Origin of the sequence: Romboutsia lituseburensis DSM 797 (genome assembly GCF_900103615.1) — a bacterium.
Lineage (GTDB): Bacteria > Bacillota > Clostridia > Peptostreptococcales > Peptostreptococcaceae > Romboutsia_F > Romboutsia_F lituseburensis.
Genome location: NZ_FNGW01000010.1, coordinates 1 through 22,500, shown reverse-complemented (window position 1 = coordinate 22,500; position 22,500 = coordinate 1). Strand labels below are relative to the sequence as shown.

The following is a 22,500-nucleotide window of genomic DNA, read 5'->3' as shown; positions in this document are numbered from 1 at the left end:
TAAAGACAATTAAGTTTTGAAAACGTTAACCCATTTTTGGATAACTTTTACTTTGTTTCGCTTTCTAATTGTTATTTTTTTAACTTTCTTTAATGGTATCTTTATTACTAAAATAAAAAAAGACTACTTATAAACATTTATAATCTTTATAAGTAGTCTTTATATTAATATCTATTTATCATCGCTTAATACTTCTTTTATTCCTTTAAAAGTTCCTAATAAATTTACAGTTTCTGATGGTAAAACTAATTTAGTTGCATTTCCTTGAGCAACTTTTTCTAAAGCTTCCATTGATTTTAAAGCTAACATATTTTCATCAACTTCTGATTCTTTCATAGCTAAGAATACTTCTCTAAGACCTTTAGCTGTAGCTTGTTGCACTCTTAATATAACTTCTGCTTCTCCTTCGGCTTTAGCTATTGCTATCTGTCTTATAGCTTCGGCCTCACCTTGTGATTTAAGTATAGAAGATTCTTTTTGTCCTTCAGCTTCACGAATCATAGCTTCTTTTTTAGCCTCAGCTCTTAATATTGCAGATTGTTTTTCACCTTCTGCTTGTAATATAGATGATGACTTATTACCTTCTGCTTGAAGTATAGATTCTCTTCTTTCCCTTTCAGCTCTCATTTGCTTTTCCATAGCTACTTGAATATCATGAGGAGGCATTATATTCTTTAACTCAACTCTATTTACTTTTATACCCCATTTGTCTGTAGCTTCATCTAATATTGATCTCATCTTAGTATTTATTACATCTCTAGATGTTAATGTTTCATCTAAGTCAAGTTCCCCAATTAAGTTTCTTAATGTTGTTGCTGTTAAATTTTCTATAGCTGTGATAGGATCTGCTATTTCAAATACATATCTTACAGGATCAGTTACTCTATAATAAACAACTGTATCTATTTGCATAGTTACATTATCTTTAGTTATAACTGGTTGAGGTGGAAAATCAACTACATTTTCTCTCAAGTCTATAACATAACTCATTTGATCAATAAATGGTACTAAAAAATGAACTCCAGTATCAGCTACCTTTCTAAATTTTCCAAGCCTCATTATTATACCTACTTTAGATTGTTTAATTACTTTTACACAAGATAATCCTATTATCACTGCTACTATTATAATCACTATTGGCAGCGCTAATCCTATAATTGATGATAATTCCATATTTTCTCCCCCTAATTTTTATTTTTTACTTACTATTAATTTTACACCTTCTATTTTTAATATTTCTACTTCTGTATTTTCTAATATTGCTTCATTATTTGCAGATATAGCACTCCATTCTTCATTTTCAACTACAACTATTCCAGTTTCATTTGGAAGAATGTCTTTTCTTACAACACCGCTTTTCTTTACTATAGCTTGTAAATTTGTATCATATTGATGATTTTCATCTTTCTTTACTATAATTTTTGTTGCTACTATAAGTAATGTTACTGATATTATTCCAAATAATATTACTTGGATTAAAATACTTTTAATAAAAGTACTTAAGAATATTAATATCAAGGCACCTATACTAAACCAAATTAACGTTAAACTCGGTGTCATAGCTTCTGCTATTCCAAATATAATAGCTACTATTAGCCACAATAGCTTCATATAAATCCCCCTTTCCAATTATTGCTTATTTTCATTATACTATAAGGTTTTTTATATTAGTATTTTTGTAAACATTTGTTACTATAAAGACATATTTTTGTAACTATTAAAAAAACTATTTCAATTAAATTTATTGTATATAATTAATATTAAAATACAATTTAATTTATTGAAATAGTTTTTAGTTACTTATCTTCTTCATACAATATTGAAGTTAATTTAGGATCTAATAATAACTCATCAAAATAACTATGTGCAGAAGTGTAACCAATTCCATATCTATGCTCTTGGTTATTTTTTAATTGATACTCTTTACATGCATTTTTTACTTGATTATATTCTTTATCGTTAGTTACTACATAAGTAGCTTTTTTATTTGAATCTACCTTTTCAGCATATTTAGGTTTTAAGAAATACATTACATCCTTTAATTTACCTTCTTCATATAGTTTATGTATGACCTTTCCATTTTGTCTGTGCATAGGATGATTATCTAACTTGTAACAATGTGATATATGTGTTACATTTCCCAATTGTTTTTCAAAATTTAATGCTACTGTTTGCATAAGATCAAAATGAGTACCTTCATGGTTATCTATATCAGCTAGTATTATTATATTTTTTTCTTTTATACCCATGTGATTTAATGCTGCTTTGAATTCTACATTTCTTAACTCTTCTTTTTCTTTTCTAGTTAAATCTTTATATTTATAGTTATTAAAAACATTTACGCCAGATCCATCTGATACTAATACAACATATACATTATCTTTTCCACACTGTTTAATAGCTTCAATTATTGCACTCCCACCCCATAAAATTTCATCATCTTGATGTTGCGGATAAAACACAACATGATCTTTAAAATTTCTTTGATTCTCTCCTTTATTTAAATCTTCTTTAGTTGATCCTTTAATTAATACACATATTAATCCACACATCATTAATACAAAAATGATTCCATAGATTAATTTGTTTTTTTTAATCATATATGTCCACTTCCTTATTTAAAGATTTAATAACTTGGGATTTAAAAAGATTGTGTATATTTATATAAGTATTAGCATTTTATGAATTAGTTACATTTATTATTATTTATCAAATATATAAAATTTATTAGAAACATAAAATTTAATAAAAAGTCACTTCATTATTGTCGCCAACTCCCTAAAAAACGGCTTCATTTCTAAATTCTAGTATTTAGTATATAAAAAAAGCACTTAATATTAATAAGTGCTTTTCATAATTACTTGTTTTTATGATCTATTATAGTCTTAGTTGTATCTACATCTTTAGCTATACATCTTTGGCTATTAATTCTTTCTGATACTAACATTTCTGCTACTATACCTTTTAACTCTTTTATTAAAGTGTTTATATCTGTTTTGTTTACTTCTTCCTTTTTATTGTCATGCTCTATTATAGTCTTAGTTGTGTCTACATCTTTAGCTATACATTTTTGACTATTTATTCTTTCTGATACTAACATTGTGTTTACTAACTGCTTAGCTTCTTCTGCTAATTTGTTTATTTCTTCTTTAGTAAACTCAGTTTTATTGTCGTTGTGATCTACTATAGTTTTAGTTGTATCTATGTCTTTTGCTATACATCTTTGACTATTTATTCTTTCTGATACTAACATTTCATTAGCCATTCCTTTTAAGTCTTGAGTTAATTTGCCTATTTCCACTCCAATTTTATTTAAATCTTCTTGGCTAAACTCTTCACTTTCATTTTTGTGGTCAATTATAGTTTTAGTTGTATCTACATCTTTTGCTATACATCTTTGACTATTCATTCTTTCTGATACTAGCATTACATTTAATAAACCAGATAGTTCATCCTTTAAATTTTCTAAAACTACACTTACTTTTTTCATATGTATCACCTCGTTGTTAAATTTTATGTCAATTCATTATATATTACCCTAGAAAAATTTGTAAACAATTTATTTATATATATTTAAATATATGGGCTATATGCTATATTTATAGTGTTATTTTCATTATTTATTGTTATGTTAGCATCTACTTCATAAACATCTTTTATTAATTCCTTTGTCAGTATTTCATTAGGTTTTCCGTATGCTACAATTTCACCATCTTTTAATACATAAATTTTATCACAATACATAGCTGCTATATTTAGGTCATGTATTGCTGCTATTACCTCTATATTTAATTGTTTAACTATATTCATTAATTGTAGCTGATACTTTATGTCTAAATGATTAGTTGGTTCATCTAATATTAAACAATCTGTTTGTTGAGCCAATGCTCTAGCTAATATAATTCTTTGTTGTTCTCCTCCTGATAAAGTTGTAAAGCTTCTCTTTTTAAAGTCTTTCATATTAACTTTTTCTAATGCTTCATCTACAATTTTATAATCTTTTATACTATCTCTTTCCATCATTTTTTTATGAGGTGCTCTACCCATTAGTACTATATCTTCAACACTAAAATCGAAGTTATAGTGATTATGTTGTGATACTACACTAATTTTTTTAGCAGTTTCTCTCACCGTTAATTTATTTATATCTATTTTATCTAAATTAATAATCCCACTTGTAGGTTTTAAGTTCCTATATATACATTTTAGAAAAGTTGACTTTCCACTTCCATTAGGTCCTATTATTCCGATAAATTCTTTTTTATTTACATCTATATCTATACCCTTTAATATATGCTTATTACCAATTTTAACACAAATTTTTTCAGTTTTTATATTCATTAGTTTTTGCCTCCAAATCCATACGTCTTTTTAACCATTAACCAAATAAAACAAGGTGCTCCTATCATGGATATTAATATTCCTATAGGTATCTCTGTTCCTTTTATAATAGTTCTAGACAGTACGTCTGCCCATATTAAGAATATAGCTCCTAATATAGCTCCTATTGGTATTATCTTTTTATGATCTGTTCCGAAAATCATTCTAACAATGTGTGGTATTACCAAACCAACAAATCCAATCATACCAGATGCATATACTAATGTACCTATCATTAAAGAGGTTACTATTAAATATAAATGTCTATATTTATGTAAATCTGTTCCCAATGTTACTGAAACTTCATCTCCTAATAACATTAAATTTAAAGTTCTATATTGTGTTATAAAAAATACTGTTCCTAATAAAATAGTTGGTAGTATAAACTGTATTTCACTCCAATTCGCTCCTGCTAAACTTCCCATTAACCAAAACGTTATGCTTTGCATTCCCTCAGCATTATTTGCAAAATATACAATAAAACTAGAAAATGCACTACAAACAGAACTTAAAGCCATTCCAGCTAAAAGGAGCTTTATTGAGTTTGACCTTCCACCTATATTAGATATTAATAATACAAGCATAGATACAATAAATGCACCTATAAATCCACAAACACCTATTGCATTTGTTCCAAATATACTACCTATTCCAAACATAACTGCAACTGTTGCACCTAAAGACGCTCCCGATGATACACCTAATATATATGGGTCTGCCAATGGATTTTTAACTATAGCTTGCATTACTATTCCTACAACGGATAGTCCAATTCCTACCCCTATAGCTAAAATAATTCTTGGTAATCTAATCAACCATACAACATCATTTACAGCTGAATCTATAACTATATTTAAATTAAATAATTTATTAAATATAATTTCATAAACTTCTTTTATACTTATATCTACAGATCCTATAGTAACAGATACTCCTATAGATAAAAATAAAACTGCTATTAGTACTAATGACGTAATAATATAAATTGGCATTGATTGTATTATTCTTTTTTTCTCACATGGTATATGTATCTCTTTCTCCATCTCTAATCTCCTAGTCACTAAATTATTGCATTACATATAGATTAGTATAAGGATACTCCACAAAGTTTTTCGTATATTTTTCATTTAATATTATTTAATATCACCCTTTGTACCGAAGAGTATCGATATTTTTAATATTATAAAAGTATCCTGACTTATAGATCTTCACTTTAACTTGCCTTCCCAGAATATATCCAGTGGCTTTTATAGTTTTAGCTCCCTAATTACAGTAGCGGCACTGTGTGGAAATTTCATCCATCTTCCTTTTTAATATTATCCATATAGTAATTTCATTACTCAAGTATAATTATATTGTAAATATGGATATATAGCCATATTTATACATAATTTTATAAATTCTTTTTATATTATATATAAATAGATAAATTTTTAAATTTATAGTCATAAAAAATAGTGATTATAAATTATCATCAGCATTATAATCACTATTTTTCTATACTATATTTAATTTATTATCAAATAATTGAATCTCTCTTTTAGCTAGATACACATAGTGGTCTTTATATACCTCTATCCATTCAGGTTTTTCTTTAGAATAATCATGCATTGTATGACTATATTTAATTTTTTGTCTTGCTTTTACCCTTTTAGGATCTGGTATTGGTATAGATGATAATAATGATTTTGTATACGGATGTATAGGATTATTATACAACTCATCTGCCGTAGCTAACTCTACTAATTTTCCATTATACATTACACCTATTCTATCACTTATATGCTTAATCATAGATAAATCATGGGCTATAAATAAACAAGTTAAATCAGCTTCTTTTTTTAATTTTTTAAATAAATTTACGATCTGAGCTTGAATAGAAACATCAAGAGATGCAATTGGTTCATCTGCTATTATAAATTCTGGATCTATACAAATTGCCCTAGCTATTTGTATTCTTTGCCTTTGACCTCCTGAAAATTCACTTGGATATTTATTTATAATATTTTCATCTAATCCTACTAAACTTAAAACTTTTTTTACTTTTTCATATCTCTCTTCTTTGTTTTTATAAATTTTTTGTATTTTTAATGGCTCTGCTATTATATCTCCTATTTTCATTCTTGGATTTAAAGCTGATGCAGAATCTTGAAATATTAGTTGCATATTTTTATTTATAAAAGATCTTTCTTTTTTATATACTTTTCTATCAGTTATACATTTATTTCTATAAACTATATTTCCATTAGTCGGCTTATAAATATTCATTATACATCTTCCTATAGTAGATTTTCCTGAGCCTGATTCTCCTACTAATCCAAAAATTTCACCTTTATAAATATCAAACGATATATCATCAACAGCTTTTATTATATTGTTTTTATCTAGTTTAAAATATTGTTTTAAATTTTTTATCTGTAGGATTTTTTCTTTATTCATTGATAACCCTCTTTTCTGATTTTATAAATCTACTTTTATTAAGTTTAGATGCTTTTTCATGAAGTAACCAAGTTGATGCACTATGATTTTCACTTATTTTAAACATAGGTGGTTCTTCAAAATAATCAATTTTTAAAGCATTATCATTTCTACAAGCAAATGCATCTCCTTTAGGAGGGTTTATCAAATCTGGAGGCATACCAGGTATGTTATATAAAAAATCTACGTTATTTTCGATATCAGGCAATGAATTTAAAAGTCCTAATGTATAAGGATGTTTTGCATTATAAAATATATCTTCAGTTGTTCCTATCTCAACTATCTTTCCTGCATACATAACAGCTACTCTATCTGCAATTTCAGCTACTACACCTAAATCATGTGTTATAAACACAATAGATATACCTGTTTTTTCTTGTAAATTTTTAATTAATTGAATTATTTGAGATTGAATAGTAACATCTAGTGCAGTAGTTGGTTCATCTGCTATAAGTATCTTTGGGTTACATGCCAGTGCTATAGCTATTACTATCCTTTGCCTCATTCCTCCTGAAAAATGATGTGGATATTGATTGTATCTACTGATAGCATTATCTATGCCTACTAATTCAATTAACTCTATCGCCTTCTTTTTTGCTTCTTTTTTGTTTATTTTATTATGTATTAGTACAGATTCTTTAATTTGTTTACCTATTGAAATTGTTGGATTCAGCGATGTCATTGGGTCTTGAAATATCATACTTATCTCTTTCCCCCTAACTTTATTCATTTCTTTTTGAGTTTTGTCAACCAAATTTTGATTATTTAAAAGTATCTCTCCCCTTTTTATAAAACCATTTTTCGGTAAAATACTCATTATACTTTTACATAAAACTGATTTTCCACATCCTGATTCTCCTACTATTGCTAAAGTTTCTCCTTTTTTAAGCCTTAAATCTATGTTCCTTACTGCTTTAACTTCTCCATCTTCTGTGTCAAAACTAACTTCTAAATTTTTTATCTCTAAGATATCTTTCATAATAATCTACCCCTATACTATTTAAAGCTTAAGGAGTCTATAACTCCTTAAGCTATTTAAAATAATTATTCTATTGTCCAATCAGCTATATTCCAGAATATACCTACTCCATGATGTCCTAAAGTAGTTTCAGGAGTTATACCTTTTACATTATTTTTTCCAACATATATAGCGTCTATATATGTTATAAATGTATATGGCATATCTTTAACCATTTCTTCTTGGAATTCTTTATAGTATTTCATTCTTTCATCATTGTTATCTGTTTCTCTTGCTTTTTGAAGTAATTCATCAATTTTTTTATTAGAATACATATTAAAATTAGAACCTTTATCTGTTCCAAATACTTTATATGTATGATCATCTGGATCAAATGGACTACCCCATCCAATTAAATAACTATCTTGATTTTCCCAATCAATTTCAGACTTAACCGATACCTTAGCATCAACACCAACTTGTTTTAATTGTTGTGAACATATCTTAGCCATATCTATTCTTACTTGATCACCTTCACCACAAACTATTTCAAAAGATAGCTTTGTTCTATTTTTCTCATATATACTTTGTGAATTTAATTTCCATCCATTTTTTTCTAGTTCTTGCTTAGTTTTCTCTGGATTATAATCAAATTTTTCTATATCTGGATTGTTGTATGGTCCAGCTTGTAGTGGAGAATATGCAATTTGGCCATGTCCAAGTAATACACTCTCTAGTATTGCTTTTCTATCTATTGCATAACTTAATGCATTTGGTAGTTCTTTATTTTCTTTAAATAAAGGTGCATTAAAGTTATACATTATACCTCTATAATCTGAAGTCTTCATTATATTTACATTGAAATCTTTATTTCCTTCAAATATAGCCATGTCTTTAGGTGTAACTTGAGCTAAATCTAACTCTCCAGATTTAAGTTGCATTGCCTTAGCTTTTGCATCTACTACTATCTTAAATACAACCTTATCTAATCCAGGTTCTTTTTCAAAATAGTCTTCATTTTTAACCAAAGTTATACTCTGACCTTTATCCCATTTATCTAATTTGAAAGGTCCTGTACCTATTGGACTTTGATTATATGGATCTGTTGTTATATCTTTACCTTCTAATAAATGCTTTGGTAGCATTCCAATTGTTAAATAATCAAGCATCGCTACATTTGGAGCTTTTAAAGTTATTTTTACAGTTGATTTGTCTACAACTTTTATATTAGTTATATCTTCATAATTTGATGCTATTTCAGAAGCATTCTCTGGATTCATTATTGTTTCTAATGTAAATTTAACATCATCTGCTGTGAAATTCTTGCCATCATGCCATTTTACATCTTCTCTTAACTTAAAAGTATATGTATTAGTATCTTTATCAAACTCCCAACTTTCAGCTAAGCAAGGAACTACTTTATTATTTTTATCATGGGCAGTAAGGCCATTAAATATTAATGAGTTTATTTCTCCATGTTCATATAATGCTGGATTTATACTTGTATAATCTCCACTCCCATAAACTAAAACTTTTTCATCTGACGACTTAACTTTACTATCAGATTGTTTTGTTGAATCTTCTTTAGATGCTGAACATCCTGCCATTAAACTTAAAATCATTACTAAGCTCATAATTTTCAGCTTTTTCAGTTTCATAATTATCCCCCTCGTTTATAGTCTTAATAATTTATTTCAAATACTAGCTCTAGTATTTGCTATATTTTTTATATATTACTCAGCTTTTTATTATTTAGTTTTCTTATATAATTTCCTATATTAGTTATACAAACTAACGTTGTTACTAAAAATATCCCTGGTATTAATATTACCCACCATTGATTGGTCAATAATGATTGCTCTGACAAGGATAACATACTTCCCCATGATATAATTTCTAACGGTAGTCCTATTCCTAAAAAACTAAGAGTAGATTCAGTTCCTATTGCTGTTCCTATATTCGTTACTACCATAAACATTATTGATGATATAAAGTTTGGAACTAAATGTTGATATATTATATACATATAGCTGCCTCCCATAGTTCTTGCTGCTAATATATATTCGCTATTCCTAATTTGCCTCACTTCGCTCCTTACAACTTTAGCTATATTCATCCAACTAGTAATTCCTATTACTATTGAAATAGATATAGGTGTAGACTTTCCTAGTATAGCTTGAACAAATATTATTACTAATATAGATGGTATACTTAAAATAATTTCTGTAAGCCTCATCATAATATCATCAATTAATTCTGATGCTATTCCACTTATACTTCCATATACTATTCCTATAAATGTTGAGATTATAGTCGATAATATTCCTATAAATAAAGATATTTTTCCACCATACCATATCATTGAAAATATATCTCTTCCCATAGAATCTGTTCCAAAATAAAATTCTTTATTTGGAGATAAGCTTGAATTTATTAAATCCATATACTTTGGATCATGATTCATTACTTGCTTATTAAAGCAGCAACATAAAATTATTAGTATTAAGATTCCAACGGATATATATGGCATATTTTTATTTTTTTTATTTTTTATTTCTACATTTTCTTGTTTAAGATAATTTGCACCTACCACTTCAAAGTCACTATATTGCAATCTCACTATTTTCACCTCTATTATGTTTCATTCTAGGATCTATTTTATTGTTAATAACCTGAGCAACCATATTTGAAGTTACTACTAAAGCTCCAGTTAATAAACTTAATATTAAAAGCATATTGTAATCATGGTATTTTGCACTCTCAAAACAAAGAGATCCTAAACCTGGATATGAAAATACTTGTTCTACAATATAGGTTCCTCCTAATATATGAGGTACTGAGATTGCCATTATGCTTATATATGTAGGCATTATATTTCTTAGACAATGTTTATATATTATTGCTTTATTATGCATTCCTTTAGCTTTACAAAGTAAAACATAATCCTCTCTAATTTCATCTAATAATTTATTTCTTATCATATATGTGTAATACCATAAGTGACTTAATATCAAAACGGTTATAGGTAAAATTAAATGTACTATTCTATTAGCTATATCACTTTCTTTGCCCATAGAATACGCTCCACTAGTTGGTAAAATTCCTAAATTAATACTAAAAATTAATATTAATACTAACGATACCCAAAATGACGGGATACAATTAGTTATAGTACCAAATTTGCATATAACTTTATCTATTAACTTATCCTCATGTAATGCACAAAATATACCCAATATCAATGCTAATACAAAAGTTAATACATATCCTAATCCACCTAAAATTAAAGTATTTATATATACATCTTTTATTACTGTTGTAACTGGTTGCTTATATTTAAATGAAATTCCAAAATCACCCTTTAAACAGTTAGATACCCATTTCCCATATTGAATATATATAGGTTCATTTAAGCCTAGTTTGTCTAATGCATTCTCTCTTTCATGTATACTCATTCTTTCAACAGTCTCTCCGTAATAGGATTTTAATGGATCCCCAGGAGCTAATCTTGATATACAAAATACAACTATAGATAATAAAAGCATTACACCTATAAACTGAATTATTTTTTTTAATATATTTATCCCCAAAGTAACACCCCTTATAAAAAAATTCGCTTCGATTATGTTGCCAACGACTTAATCCATTGCTCAAAAGTACATTTTTTATTCTAATCATAATGTATGATGTTGATCAATTTCAGTAATTATTTAAAGATTATGAAGTATCATAATTTGTTTAAACGTAAAAAAGCCATAAAAGTATACACTTATTGTGTAAAACCTTCATGGCTCTAATTTCAGAATTATTCAACTTTTCTTTACAGGATAATTTTAGCACTACTTATTTTAAAAGTAAACAAATTTTTTATCTAAATTTGACTTTAATTGTTTGATTAAAACATATCTTTTATTTATTATTTAATATAATTTTGTATATCCAAAAATAGTTTGCACAGAAACTATTGACTTTTAATATACTTTATATTATATTAGTTCGCATAGGAACTATTTTATTTTAGGAGATGATACTGTGAATTCGAATTGCGATGCATTTAGAATTGCTATGTTGTTGAAAGAACTTTACTCTAAAACAATGTACTCTATTGAAGATAATTTTAAGGAAAATGGATTAACGCATCAACAAGTTATAGTTATTAAATTAATTGCTCACAATAGAGAAATGACTATTTCAGATTTGTGTGATCAAATGTCTTTAGCTAAAGGTACTGTATCAGGCATAGTAAGTAGATTAGAGCAAAATGGATTTGTTGAAAAATTTAAAAAAGAAAATGATAAAAGAAATACTTATCTAAAATTCACTAAAAAAGGATTTGAATTTGCAATTAACTTTAAAGAAAAAATGCAACATAGCTTTGATGATATATTCAAGGATTGCAGTGAAGAGGAATTAAATAACTTAGTTGAAAATTTAAGAAATATTTTATCGAAAATTAAGGAGTGATATTTATGGATTCAAAATTAATAATGGCAATAGTATTTATTACATCAGCTCTAGTACTTTATACAATCGGTGTATTTAGTGAAAGAAAAGCTAATACTTTAAATAAAACACATGTTATTATCTTCTGGTGTGGTTTAATATGTGATACACTTGGTACCCTAACTATGGGTCAAATAGCTAAATCATCTGCTTCTATTGTTACATCTAGTTTTACTCAAAATTTACATGGTATTACAGGATTTTTAGCAATAGTATTAATGCTATTTCATGCTTTATGGGCAACATATGTTTTATTAAAAGGAAATGAAGATAAAAAGAAATTCTTCCATAAATTTAGTATAGTAGTTTGGGCTATATGGCTTATACCATATTTTATAGGTATGTTTATAGGTATGATGGCCTAAAAAATTCGCTTCACTTATAACTCCAACTATTCGTACGTTGTTTATACGTGAAAACTAAAAAAATAGTGTATTTAAGTTTTTAAATACACTATTTTTTATTTATAATATAATGATAAATTTACATCCTTTATCTACTTTACTTTCAACATATATCTCTCCATTATGAAGATCTATTATATGTTTTGTTATTGTTAATCCTAGACCGCTTCCACCCTTTACTTCAGCATGTGCGTCAACTATTTGATTAAATCTATCAAATATTAAATCATGATATTTAGGATCAATTCCAACGCCAGTATCTGAAACAGATATCATAACTCTATCATTTACTTCTTTTATACTTACTTCTATTTTTCCTCCACTTGGAGTAAACTTTGCTGCATTACTAACTAAGTTAACTATACATCTTTCTATTTCATATGCATCACACATAATCATTTTTTCTTCTATCTCTGGATCAATAATTAACTCAATTCCTTTACTTTCTATATAATCTTTTAAAGATAATGTGGCTTCTTCTACAATATAAACTATATCATTTTCCTGTAGATTTATTTTATATTTACCGTGGTCAATTTTTGTAGTATCAATTAAGTTATTTATTAATGTAAGTAATCTTTTTGTATTTCTCCTCATAACTGCCATATATTGAGATAACTTTTCTTGTTCTATTCCATTTCCTGTTTTATTAAACTCCGTTATCAGTTGCTCAGTAGTATAAATTACATTTAAAGGTGTTCTTAATTCATGAGATAAATTTATAAAGTAATTATTTTTATTTCGCTCTAATTCTATTACTTTTTGTAATAATTCATTGCTTATTTCCATCTCTTGGCTTAATTCTTCTGTCTTTTTAGCAACTAACATATCTAAATATTTCATTCTGTTTATATAAGAATAAATAATTATGATAATTATTAATAGATATAATATAAAAGCTATACCGCTTTTATAAAACGGAGGCTTTATAGTAAATGAAATAGAATTCTCTTTTGTTTCATTACCATTATGGCTTCTAGCTTTTATTTTTAAAGTATATTTACCAGGAGCTAGATTATTATAGTTTATATCGTTTGAATCTATCTTTCTCCATTCATCATTTGCCCCTTCTAAAAGATAGTAATATTGAACATTTTCTACATTACTATAATCTGGCAAAAACACATCTACATTGAGGAAGTTTTCATAATGTTTAAATTCCATTCCATCTATATTATTATAATGATTCCCACTAACCTCAAAATCATTAAATTGAACATTTGGAGTATATTCTTTTTCTTGTATTTGTGATGGATTAAAAATATTTAATCCATTTATTCCACCAAAAAACATTTCTCCTTTGCTATTTTTTATCGCTGCATTTCCATTAAATTCATTCCCTTGAAATCCTTCTGTTATTCCAAAATTTTTAAACTTTTTATTTTTATAATCAAATTTTGATATTCCTTTATTAGTACTAATCCAAAGATTATTTTTTTCATCTGGTAGTATTCCATAAATTATATTATTTGGCAATCCATTATAAGTTGTATATCTAGTAAATACTTCAGTATTTTTATCTAATTTATTTAAGCCATAACTAGTACCTATCCATAGATTTCCTGATTTATCTTCAGTTATACTTCTAACTGTGTCTGAACTTATAGTTCTTTTATCATTATCTTTGCTTTTGTATTTTTTAATTATATTTCTATGTGGGTCTATCTTTATTAATCCTCCATTAACAAAACATCCTATCCAATAAACGCCATCTTTATCTTCATATATAACTTTAGCATGCAATTTATCTATTCCAAATTTATTTAAATCCCCTGTTATATCATGTATTTCATCAGTAGCAGTATTTAATATACTGACACCATCATTTGTTCCTATCCAGAGGTATCCTTTACTATCTAATAACAATGATCTTATATTATCTTCACATATACCATCTTTTTTATTATAAACAGTGATAGTTTTTTTATCTTTATCTACTTTATTTACTCCATTATTTGTTGCTATATAAACTATATTATCTTTTCCAGTTATATCATTTATACAATCATCACTAAAAGCATTACTTGTAGTTTTTTTATTTATATGTAAAATTTTATCATCTTTTCTATCTATAATATTTACGCCATTTGAATTTGTACCTACCCATACTAAACCATCTTTATCTTCATATATACCATGAACTGCATTTTCACTTAATGAATTAGGATCTAAAGGATTATTTTTATAATGTTTTATATTATTATCTGGATCAAATATACTAATTCCTGAATATGTTCCCACCCATATAAGACCACTTTTATCTTGAATTATAGTAAATACTTCATCTCCTATTAAACTGTTTTTATCATAAATCTTACTATCATAACTTTTAAAAGTCCCTTTTCCCTTTTCTAGTTTAGCCAAGCCTTTATCGGTAGCTACCCATATATCATTATTATTATCTTTAAATATATCTCTTATATAATTGCCTGGTATAGAATTCTCATCATTAGGATTGTTTTTATAAATAGATATTTCTTTAGTATTTATATTAATTTTATTTAAACCTTGATTATAAGTTCCTACCCATATATACCCTTCATCGTCACAATAAAGACCGTATAAATTATTTTCACTTAAAGTATTTTTTTTTCCAGGTTCGCTATAAAATTTTTCTACTTTATTATTTTTCAAATCTATTTTGTTTAAACCATTCTTAGTAGCTGCCCATATATAACCATTTTTATCCTGTACTAAAGAACGTATATATTGACTAGTTAGATCGTTATCTTTTGATAATATTTTTTTAAATGTATCATGTTCCTTATCATACATATCTAATCCATTAGATGTTCCTATAATTACCTCATTATTATTAGTAATTAATATATCCCCAATATTATTGTGCGATAAATTCCCTCTTTTTTTATCAGAAAAATAGTTCTTTATCTCTTCATTTTTTGTATTTATTTTACTTAATCCATTAGCAGTCCCTACCCATATGTTCCCATTTTTATCTTCTTGCAAATCAACTATATAGTTATTCGCTATACTTTTTCCTAATTTATCATCATGCCTATATACTTTAAATTCGTATCCATTATATTTATTTAATCCATCATTTGTCCCTATCCAAATGTATCCTTTTTTATCTTGGATTATAGTTTCAACAGTTGACTGTGATAATCCGTCCTCATTTCTTATATTTCTAAAATTTATTTCAGAAGCATTTGAGTTAATTATATTTTTATTTAATAATCCAGCTAATATAATAACTATACTTAAAAATCTCAATATTTTTACTTTTTTCATCCTTTTCCCCTTAATTTTAACAATAAATTTATATAGTTAATTAAGATTATACTATACTATATATTATTTTTCCATATTAAGGCAAATTAAAAAAAAGCGCCTATATAAGCGCTTTTTACTATATTCCAACTACTTGTGTAACTCCTTTTACCTCTTTTACTAATAAATTTTCTATTATCATCTTTAGTGTCATTGATGCACCAGGACATCCACTACAAGCACCTTGTAACCTAACCAATACTACACCCTTTTCATTAACATCTATTAATTCAACATCACCTCCATCTTTTTGTAATATCGGTCTTACTCTTTCTAAAACTTTTGCTACTTCTTCTTTCATGCTAATTTCCCCCTGTTATAACCTCTCTGTATTAATATTAATATTTATATAAATAATTCTATAATTTTGTATATTTTCCTTTTAAATATAGATATTCCTTAAATTTTTTAAATATTATTACTTTTTTGGTAATTTATTTACATTGTTCCTTAATTTAGTTATAATTATATTGTATACAATGAAAACGTTATTAATTTAACATTAAAGGGGGTAGCTATATGGTACGAAAATTTCGTTTTTTTTCATACTTATTTATATATATACTCTTTGTAAGTTTATATAGTTTAAATTTTAAAGGTGACCTAACTCTGGTTAATATTAAACTATGCTTAACGTATTCTATATTACCAGCATTAGTAGGTGGAACAGTTACTAGTAAGTTTTTGAAATAATTTATACAAATTAATTTTATTATATAATATATGTTTTAATTAAACACATAAAAATCTCCTCTATAAGTTATATGAGGAGATTTTTTATGCGTTTAAATTTTATCTACGTATTAAAGCTATCGCTTTATTTTTAGATAAATCTATTAGCTCTTTAGCTTCTTTTATATTAAAAACTACTGTAAGTGCAGTATATACTAGCATCCCAATCATAGTACTTACAGCACAACTTACAGCTATTAGCTCTCTTGTTTCATCAATTATATTTATTCCTATTTGCATAATATATCCATATGAAATATGAATTACATATCCCATTATTAATGATGATATAACTACTTTAACAAAAGTTATAATTGTACTTTTTAATCCTAATTTTCCTATTTTTTTTCTAAGGGATACAAGCATTAACAATGTAGCTATAACAGCAGATAAAGAACCTGCTAAAGCAAGACCACCTATTTGCATATATTTTACTAATACTATAGATAAAATTACATTAACTATTACTGATATGCTTGCATTTCTTACCGGTGTTTTTGTATCCTGTAATGAATAAAAGGCTTTTGATAAAATATCTCTTAACCCATAAGCTACAATTCCTATAGAATAATAAAACAATGCTGTTGATGTTAAATAAGTCGCTCTCGAATCAAAAGATCCTTTTTCAAATAACATTTTTATTATAGGAGTTGATAGTACCATTGTAATTACCATAACAGGCACCATAGTTATAATTATAATATTTAAAGATTTTGAAAGATTGTATTTAAAAGCTTTAAATTTATTTTCACTTGCAAGCTTTGATAACACTGGATATAAAACTGTTGATAAAGATATAACGAGTATACCTACTGCAAACATGTTTAATTTATTAGCATAGTTCAAGGCCGTTATCGTACCTGATTCTAATGTTGATGCCAAAGTTCTATTAACAACAGTGTTTATTTGATTAACATATGAACCTAAAAATACAGGTACTATTAAATACAGTATTTTTTTTATATTTTCATCTTTTAAATCTATAATAAATTTATGCTTATATCCTTTCTTTTTTAAAAATGGAATTTGAAATACTAACTGAGCTATGTAAGCAAATAATGTTCCATATACCATCATATAAGAATTAGTCATTGAGCCTAAAAATATTGCTAATATAGCAAATATATTAAATGGAATAGTAACTAATCCAGATATATATGCATCACCAGATGCTATTAAAAACGATGATATTAAACCATTGGCTGCTATGAAAATCATAGAAAATAATAATATCTTAGAGTAAGAAATTGTAAGATCTAATACTTCTCCTTTAAATCCCATAGCAAATATTTTTACTATATATGGTGTAAATATCAGTCCTATAATTATAAATATAATGCTTAATCCTGTAATTATATTTAATATATTGCTCGTAAATTTATTCACTTCTTCTTGACCCATTTTATCTTTAATGCTGAAATACATAGGTATAAATGTTGTACCTAATGATGCACTTATTCCATCAAATAATACCACCGGTATGTTTAATGCAGTAAGATATGCATCCGTCACATTTCCAGCTCCAAATATCTGTCCTAGTACTATATCTCTTAAAAATCCAGTTACTTTTGATGTTAGTATTATTATCATAAGGATAAAGGCTGTTTTTTTCGTTGTTTTAGACATAATGTATCCTCGATTCTAATTTCTATATTATATATTCTTCCCTTTGTAAATTATTTTAATAATATCTCAATTAAAGTATTATAACTAATATTATAACTATTTACTATGTATAATAAAAATTTTTAACATTTTGGCCTATACTAATATGTTTATATGTATAATTTTTTATTAAAACTCTTTGATCTGATATATTTTAAAACACTACTTTTAACTACATTATTATCACTATAAAATAATTTATTATATTTCACACATTACAAAAAGAGTACATACAAATATGTTGTATGTACTCTTTCTTTTATATATTAAATATCAATTTTAATCTATTTTATTTTCTGCAAGTCTTTGATATGATTTATATCTTTCTTTTGCATTTTGTTCTGTCATATTAAATAGTTCCTCTGCTACATCTGGGAATTGTTTAGCTATTGCTGCGTATCTAACTTGACCCATTATAAAATCTCTAAAGCTTGCTGTTGGTTCTTTAGAATCTAAGCTAAATGGATTTTTTCCGCCTTCTTTTAACATAGGATTAAATCTATATAAGTGCCAGTATCCACAAGCAACAGCTTGTGATTCATTTGCAACACTTCTTCCCATACCTTCTTTTAATCCATGACTTATACAAGGAGCATAAGCTATTATTAAAGAAGGACCAGGATAATTTTCAGCCTCCATTACTGCTTTTAATAATTGATTTTTATCTGCACCCATAGAAACTTGAGCTACATACACATTTCCATAACTCATTGCCATCATACCTAAGTCTTTTTTCTTAGATCTCTTACCAGCTGCTGCAAATTTAGCCATAGCTGCTATTGGAGTAGATTTAGATGCCTGTCCTCCTGTATTGGAATATATTTCTGTATCAAATACTAGTACATTTACATCTTCACCTGAAGCAAGTACGTGGTCAAGTCCACCATATCCTATATCATAAGCCCAACCATCTCCACCTAATATCCATTGAGATCTCTTAACTAAATAATCTTTTCTTTCTTTTATCTCATTAATAAGTTCTTGAGCTCTACCTGTAAATGATTTATTTTCTATAATTTCTAATACTTTTTTAGCCGCATCTTTAGATGTTTCTCCATCTTCCATATTACTTATCCAGTTTTCAAGTGACTCTTTAGATTCTGGACAATCAATTATTGATATTAATTCATTTATTGAATCTCTTAGCTTAGCTCTTATTTGTTTAACACCTAAATACATACCATATCCAAATTCTGCGTTATCTTCAAATAATGAGTTTGCCCATGATGGACCTTTTCCTTCATGATTTATAGTATATGGAGTTGTAGGTGCTGATCCACCCCAAATAGAAGAACATCCTGTAGCATTAGCTATCATCATTCTTTCTCCAAATAACTGTGTTACTAATTTAATATATGCAGTTTCTCCACACCCTGCACAAGCTCCTGAGAACTCTATTAATGGAGTTTTAAATTGTGAGTCTTTAACTGTTTTTCCTGCCACTAAATCACCTTTATATGATACTTTAGAAACAGCATATTCCCAATTTGGTATTTCAACATCTGTTTGAGTTCCTAAAGGCTCCATAACTAATGCTTTTTCCTTAGCAGGACATATATCTGCACAGTTTCCGCATCCAGTACAGTCCATAGTATCTACTTGCATTCTGTACTGTAATCCTTCAAATCCTTTACCTATAGCTTTCTTTGTTTTAAATCCTTCAGGCGCATTATTTACCTCTTCTTCTGTTAATAAAAACGGTCTTATAGTTGCATGAGGGCATATATATGCACATTGGTTACATTGAATACAATTATCTATAATCCATTCAGGAACATTTATAGCTATACCACGTTTTTCATATGCTGCTGTACCAGCTGGGAATGTTCCATCTTCTATTCCATTAAATGCACTAACTGGTAAACTATCTCCATCTTGAGCATTTATTGGTCTTAATATATTTTTTATAAATTCTGGTTCTCTATCATTAACCTCTACATTATCAGCAACATTTGCCCATGAAGCAGGTACATTTATCTTAACTAGTGCATTTTTACCTTGTTCAACTGCTTCATAGTTCATATTAACAATTTTTTCACCTTTTTTACCATAAGCCTTACTTATAGATGATTTTAAATACTCTGTCGCTTCTTCTTCTGGTATTATATTAGCTAATTTAAAGAATGCAGATTGCATTATCATATTAATTCTATTTCCAAGGCCTATATCTTGAGCAATTTTAGTGGCATTAACTGTATAGAAGTTTATATTATTTTTAGCTATAAAGTTTTTCATTTTAGCTGGTAAATGTTCCTCTAATTCTTTATCACTCCAAATTGTATTTAATACAAATGTACCACCATTTTTAAGTCCTTTTAATAGATCGTACTGATTCACATATGATTGGTTATGACATGCTATATAGTCAGCATTGTCTATTAAATATGTTGATCTAATAGGTGCATCACCAAATCTTAAGTGAGACATTGTGATTCCACCAGATTTTTTAGAGTCATATGCAAAATATGCTTGTGCATATTTTTTAGTATTCTCACCTATTATTTTTATAGCTTGCTTATTAGCTCCAACTGTACCATCTGAACCTAATCCCCAGAACTTACAGTTTATAGTTCCTTTATGATCTAATTTTAAATCATTTGTAGATTCTAATGATGTATTTGTAACATCATCAACTATACCTACCGTAAATTGATCTTTAGGATTTGAACTTGATAAATTATCAAGTATTGTCTTTATATCAGATGGTGTAACATCTTTTGATCCCAGTCCATATCTACCACCAATTATTAATGGTTTCTTTTCTTCATTATAATAAACTGAACGTACATCTAGATATAAAGGTTCACCTGGTGCTCCAGGTTCTTTAGTTCTATCTAGTACACATATTTTTTCTACACTATTTGGCACTACATCTAAGAAATGTTTCATAGAGAATGGTCTATATAAATGTACCTTTACCAAACCATATTTAGCACCTTTTGAGTTTAATTCATCTATTGTTTCTTCTATTGTTTCTGTTACAGATCCTATGGCTACCAGTATTTCTTTAGCATCTTCTGGTCCATAATAATTAAATAATCCATAATTTCTACCAGTAAGATTGCTCATTTGCTTCATATAATCTTCAACTATTGGTATTATTGCGTCATAGTATTTATTGCTTGCTTCTCTTGTTTGGAAATATATATCTGGATTTTGAGCTGTACCACGAGTCACTGGATGCTCTGGTGATAATGCTCTATTTCTAAATTCTTTTAATGCTTCATTATCTATTAGTTTAGCGTAATCTTCATATTCAAGAACTTCTATTTTTTGTATTTCATGTGATGTTCTAAATCCATCAAAGAAATGTATAAACGGAAGTCTTCCTTTTATAGCTGCTAAGTGAGCTACTGGAGCTAAATCAGCTACTTCTTGTACAGATCCAGATGCTAACATTACACATCCTGTTTGACGTGCAGCCATAACATCTTGATGATCTCCAAATATAGATAAGGCTTGTGCTGCTAATGCACGTGCACTTACATGGAATACTCCAGGAAGTAGTTCTCCTGCTACCTTATACATATTAGGAATCATTAATAATAAACCTTGTGATGCTGTAAATGTTGTTGTTAGAGCACCCGCTTGAAGTGATCCATGGAATGCACCTGCAGCTCCTGCCTCAGATTGCATTTCTACTACATTTACTCTTTGATTGAAAATATTTTTTAGACCTTGAGCTGCCCATTCATCAACTGACTCCGCCATATTTGATGATGGTGTTATTGGGAATATTGCTGCAACATCAGTAAATGCATAAGCAACATGTGCTGCTGCAGTATTTCCATCAATAGTTTTAATTATTTTTGCCATAATGCTTCTCCTTCTATGTAAATAATATAAGTTTACCTACTTATCATTTTTTCCATAAAGGTCATTTAATACTCGCATTTTATAAAATTTATTTTTTATTCAAATATAGCTGTATAAATAAAATTGGACTTATTTTCATAAAAAAAACAACTAGAAATTATCTAGCTGTTTTTAATAAAATAAAAAAGATTACGTGGCTACGTCTTACTCTCCCAGGGGGTCGCCCCCCAAGTACCATCAGCGCTAAAGAGCTTAACTTCTGTGTTCGGAATG

18 protein-coding genes, 1 rRNA gene and 1 riboswitch are annotated in these 22,500 nt (G+C 27.3%); of the genes, 3 read left to right on the top strand and 16 right to left on the bottom strand.

The window, feature by feature from the left end; all coding sequences use genetic code 11:
- Positions 1-171: 171 nt before the first annotated feature.
- The 11 genes from BLP75_RS14985 to BLP75_RS14935 all read right to left on the bottom strand — a co-directional run bounded on the left by BLP75_RS14985 (position 172) and on the right by BLP75_RS14935 (position 11,406).
- Positions 172-1,173: an SPFH domain-containing protein gene (locus tag BLP75_RS14985; protein WP_170139051.1), complete on the bottom strand. Its 1,002-nt coding sequence runs from the start codon at positions 1,171-1,173 to the stop codon at positions 172-174.
- Between the two features lie 18 nt (positions 1,174-1,191).
- Positions 1,192-1,611, bottom strand: a complete 420-nt coding sequence (locus tag BLP75_RS14980) for an NfeD family protein (protein WP_092727348.1) — start codon at positions 1,609-1,611, stop codon at positions 1,192-1,194.
- A 185-nt stretch (positions 1,612-1,796) separates the two neighbouring features.
- On the bottom strand, positions 1,797-2,600 hold the full coding sequence (locus BLP75_RS14975) for a PIG-L family deacetylase (RefSeq protein ID WP_092727347.1): 804 nt from the start codon (positions 2,598-2,600) through the stop codon (positions 1,797-1,799).
- A 257-nt stretch (positions 2,601-2,857) separates the two neighbouring features.
- Complete coding sequence (locus BLP75_RS14970; protein ID WP_092727346.1) at positions 2,858-3,490, bottom strand: hypothetical protein; 633 nt, start codon at positions 3,488-3,490, stop codon at positions 2,858-2,860.
- A gap of 83 nt (positions 3,491-3,573) precedes the next feature.
- The gene (locus BLP75_RS14965; RefSeq protein ID WP_092727345.1) at positions 3,574-4,341 is read right to left on the bottom strand and encodes an ABC transporter ATP-binding protein; all 768 of its coding nucleotides are present in this window, start codon (positions 4,339-4,341) and stop codon (positions 3,574-3,576) included.
- Entirely contained in the window at positions 4,341-5,423 is a 1,083-nt protein-coding gene (locus tag BLP75_RS14960; protein ID WP_170827958.1) for a FecCD family ABC transporter permease, read from the bottom strand. Before BLP75_RS14960 ends, BLP75_RS14965 begins: the two co-directional genes overlap by 1 nt.
- Before the next feature lie 143 nt (positions 5,424-5,566).
- A riboswitch (cobalamin riboswitch) is annotated at positions 5,567-5,710 on the bottom strand.
- A gap of 167 nt (positions 5,711-5,877) precedes the next feature.
- Positions 5,878-6,819 carry an ATP-binding cassette domain-containing protein gene (locus BLP75_RS14955; RefSeq protein ID WP_092727344.1) on the bottom strand — a complete coding sequence of 314 codons (942 nt, stop codon included), beginning with the start codon at positions 6,817-6,819 and terminating at the stop codon, positions 5,878-5,880.
- Positions 6,812-7,837, bottom strand: a complete 1,026-nt coding sequence (locus BLP75_RS14950; protein WP_092727343.1) for an ABC transporter ATP-binding protein — start codon at positions 7,835-7,837, stop codon at positions 6,812-6,814. The genes BLP75_RS14955 and BLP75_RS14950 overlap by 8 nt, the downstream gene beginning before the upstream one ends.
- Positions 7,838-7,902: 65 nt before the next feature.
- Positions 7,903-9,474 carry an ABC transporter substrate-binding protein gene (locus BLP75_RS14945; RefSeq protein ID WP_092727342.1) on the bottom strand — a complete coding sequence of 524 codons (1,572 nt, stop codon included), beginning with the start codon at positions 9,472-9,474 and terminating at the stop codon, positions 7,903-7,905.
- Positions 9,475-9,542: 68 nt separating this feature from the next.
- On the bottom strand, positions 9,543-10,436 hold the full coding sequence (locus BLP75_RS14940) for an ABC transporter permease (protein WP_092727341.1): 894 nt from the start codon (positions 10,434-10,436) through the stop codon (positions 9,543-9,545).
- Complete coding sequence (locus BLP75_RS14935) at positions 10,420-11,406, bottom strand: ABC transporter permease (RefSeq protein ID WP_092727340.1); 987 nt, start codon at positions 11,404-11,406, stop codon at positions 10,420-10,422. Before BLP75_RS14935 ends, BLP75_RS14940 begins: the two co-directional genes overlap by 17 nt.
- A gap of 442 nt (positions 11,407-11,848) precedes the next feature.
- Here BLP75_RS14935 and BLP75_RS14930 point away from each other — a divergent pair, with 442 nt between their 5' ends.
- Together BLP75_RS14930 and BLP75_RS14925 are read left to right on the top strand one after the other, a co-directional pair.
- Entirely contained in the window at positions 11,849-12,280 is a 432-nt protein-coding gene (locus tag BLP75_RS14930; protein WP_092727339.1) for a MarR family winged helix-turn-helix transcriptional regulator, read from the top strand.
- A 5-nt stretch (positions 12,281-12,285) separates the two neighbouring features.
- Positions 12,286-12,684, top strand: coding sequence for an HsmA family protein (locus BLP75_RS14925; RefSeq protein ID WP_092727338.1), 399 nt, complete (start codon positions 12,286-12,288; stop codon positions 12,682-12,684).
- A 99-nt stretch (positions 12,685-12,783) separates the two neighbouring features.
- On the opposite strand, the gene BLP75_RS14920 is transcribed toward BLP75_RS14925, so the two are convergent.
- The gene (locus BLP75_RS14920; RefSeq protein WP_092727337.1) at positions 12,784-15,975 is read right to left on the bottom strand and encodes a ligand-binding sensor domain-containing protein; all 3,192 of its coding nucleotides are present in this window, start codon (positions 15,973-15,975) and stop codon (positions 12,784-12,786) included.
- Between the two features lie 118 nt (positions 15,976-16,093).
- Entirely contained in the window at positions 16,094-16,315 is a 222-nt protein-coding gene (locus BLP75_RS14915) for a NifU family protein (protein ID WP_092727336.1), read from the bottom strand.
- Positions 16,316-16,533: 218 nt separating this feature from the next.
- Here BLP75_RS14915 and BLP75_RS18200 point away from each other — a divergent pair, with 218 nt between their 5' ends.
- Positions 16,534-16,707, top strand: a complete 174-nt coding sequence (locus BLP75_RS18200) for a hypothetical protein (protein WP_170827957.1) — start codon at positions 16,534-16,536, stop codon at positions 16,705-16,707.
- A gap of 99 nt (positions 16,708-16,806) precedes the next feature.
- Here the strand turns inward: BLP75_RS18200 and murJ are convergent, their stop codons facing one another.
- The 3 genes from murJ to rrf all read right to left on the bottom strand — a co-directional run.
- Positions 16,807-18,372, bottom strand: coding sequence for a murein biosynthesis integral membrane protein MurJ (gene murJ / locus BLP75_RS14910; protein WP_092727335.1), 1,566 nt, complete (start codon positions 18,370-18,372; stop codon positions 16,807-16,809).
- 318 nt (positions 18,373-18,690) lie between these two features.
- Positions 18,691-22,227, bottom strand: a complete 3,537-nt coding sequence (nifJ, locus tag BLP75_RS14905) for a pyruvate:ferredoxin (flavodoxin) oxidoreductase (RefSeq protein ID WP_092727334.1) — start codon at positions 22,225-22,227, stop codon at positions 18,691-18,693.
- 191 nt (positions 22,228-22,418) lie between these two features.
- A 5S ribosomal RNA gene (gene rrf / locus BLP75_RS14900) occupies positions 22,419-22,500 on the bottom strand; the annotation flags it as partial.

Coding starts and splice junctions, on each gene's coding strand:
- BLP75_RS14925 (WP_092727338.1), top strand. CDS start 12,286: ATGGATTCAAAATTAATAATGGCAATAGTATTTATTACATCAGCTCTA.
- BLP75_RS14975 (WP_092727347.1), bottom strand. CDS start 2,600: ATGATTAAAAAAAACAAATTAATCTATGGAATCATTTTTGTATTAATG.
- BLP75_RS14950 (WP_092727343.1), bottom strand. CDS start 7,837: ATGAAAGATATCTTAGAGATAAAAAATTTAGAAGTTAGTTTTGACACA.
- nifJ (WP_092727334.1), bottom strand. CDS start 22,227: ATGGCAAAAATAATTAAAACTATTGATGGAAATACTGCAGCAGCACAT.
- BLP75_RS14920 (WP_092727337.1), bottom strand. CDS start 15,975: ATGAAAAAAGTAAAAATATTGAGATTTTTAAGTATAGTTATTATATTA.
- murJ (WP_092727335.1), bottom strand. CDS start 18,372: ATGTCTAAAACAACGAAAAAAACAGCCTTTATCCTTATGATAATAATA.
- BLP75_RS14985 (WP_170139051.1), bottom strand. CDS start 1,173: ATGGAATTATCATCAATTATAGGATTAGCGCTGCCAATAGTGATTATA.
- BLP75_RS14960 (WP_170827958.1), bottom strand. CDS start 5,423: ATGGAGAAAGAGATACATATACCATGTGAGAAAAAAAGAATAATACAA.
- BLP75_RS14980 (WP_092727348.1), bottom strand. CDS start 1,611: ATGAAGCTATTGTGGCTAATAGTAGCTATTATATTTGGAATAGCAGAA.
- BLP75_RS14970 (WP_092727346.1), bottom strand. CDS start 3,490: ATGAAAAAAGTAAGTGTAGTTTTAGAAAATTTAAAGGATGAACTATCT.
- BLP75_RS14955 (WP_092727344.1), bottom strand. CDS start 6,819: ATGAATAAAGAAAAAATCCTACAGATAAAAAATTTAAAACAATATTTT.
- BLP75_RS14945 (WP_092727342.1), bottom strand. CDS start 9,474: ATGAAACTGAAAAAGCTGAAAATTATGAGCTTAGTAATGATTTTAAGT.
- BLP75_RS18200 (WP_170827957.1), top strand. CDS start 16,534: ATGGTACGAAAATTTCGTTTTTTTTCATACTTATTTATATATATACTC.
- BLP75_RS14915 (WP_092727336.1), bottom strand. CDS start 16,315: ATGAAAGAAGAAGTAGCAAAAGTTTTAGAAAGAGTAAGACCGATATTA.
- BLP75_RS14965 (WP_092727345.1), bottom strand. CDS start 4,341: ATGAATATAAAAACTGAAAAAATTTGTGTTAAAATTGGTAATAAGCAT.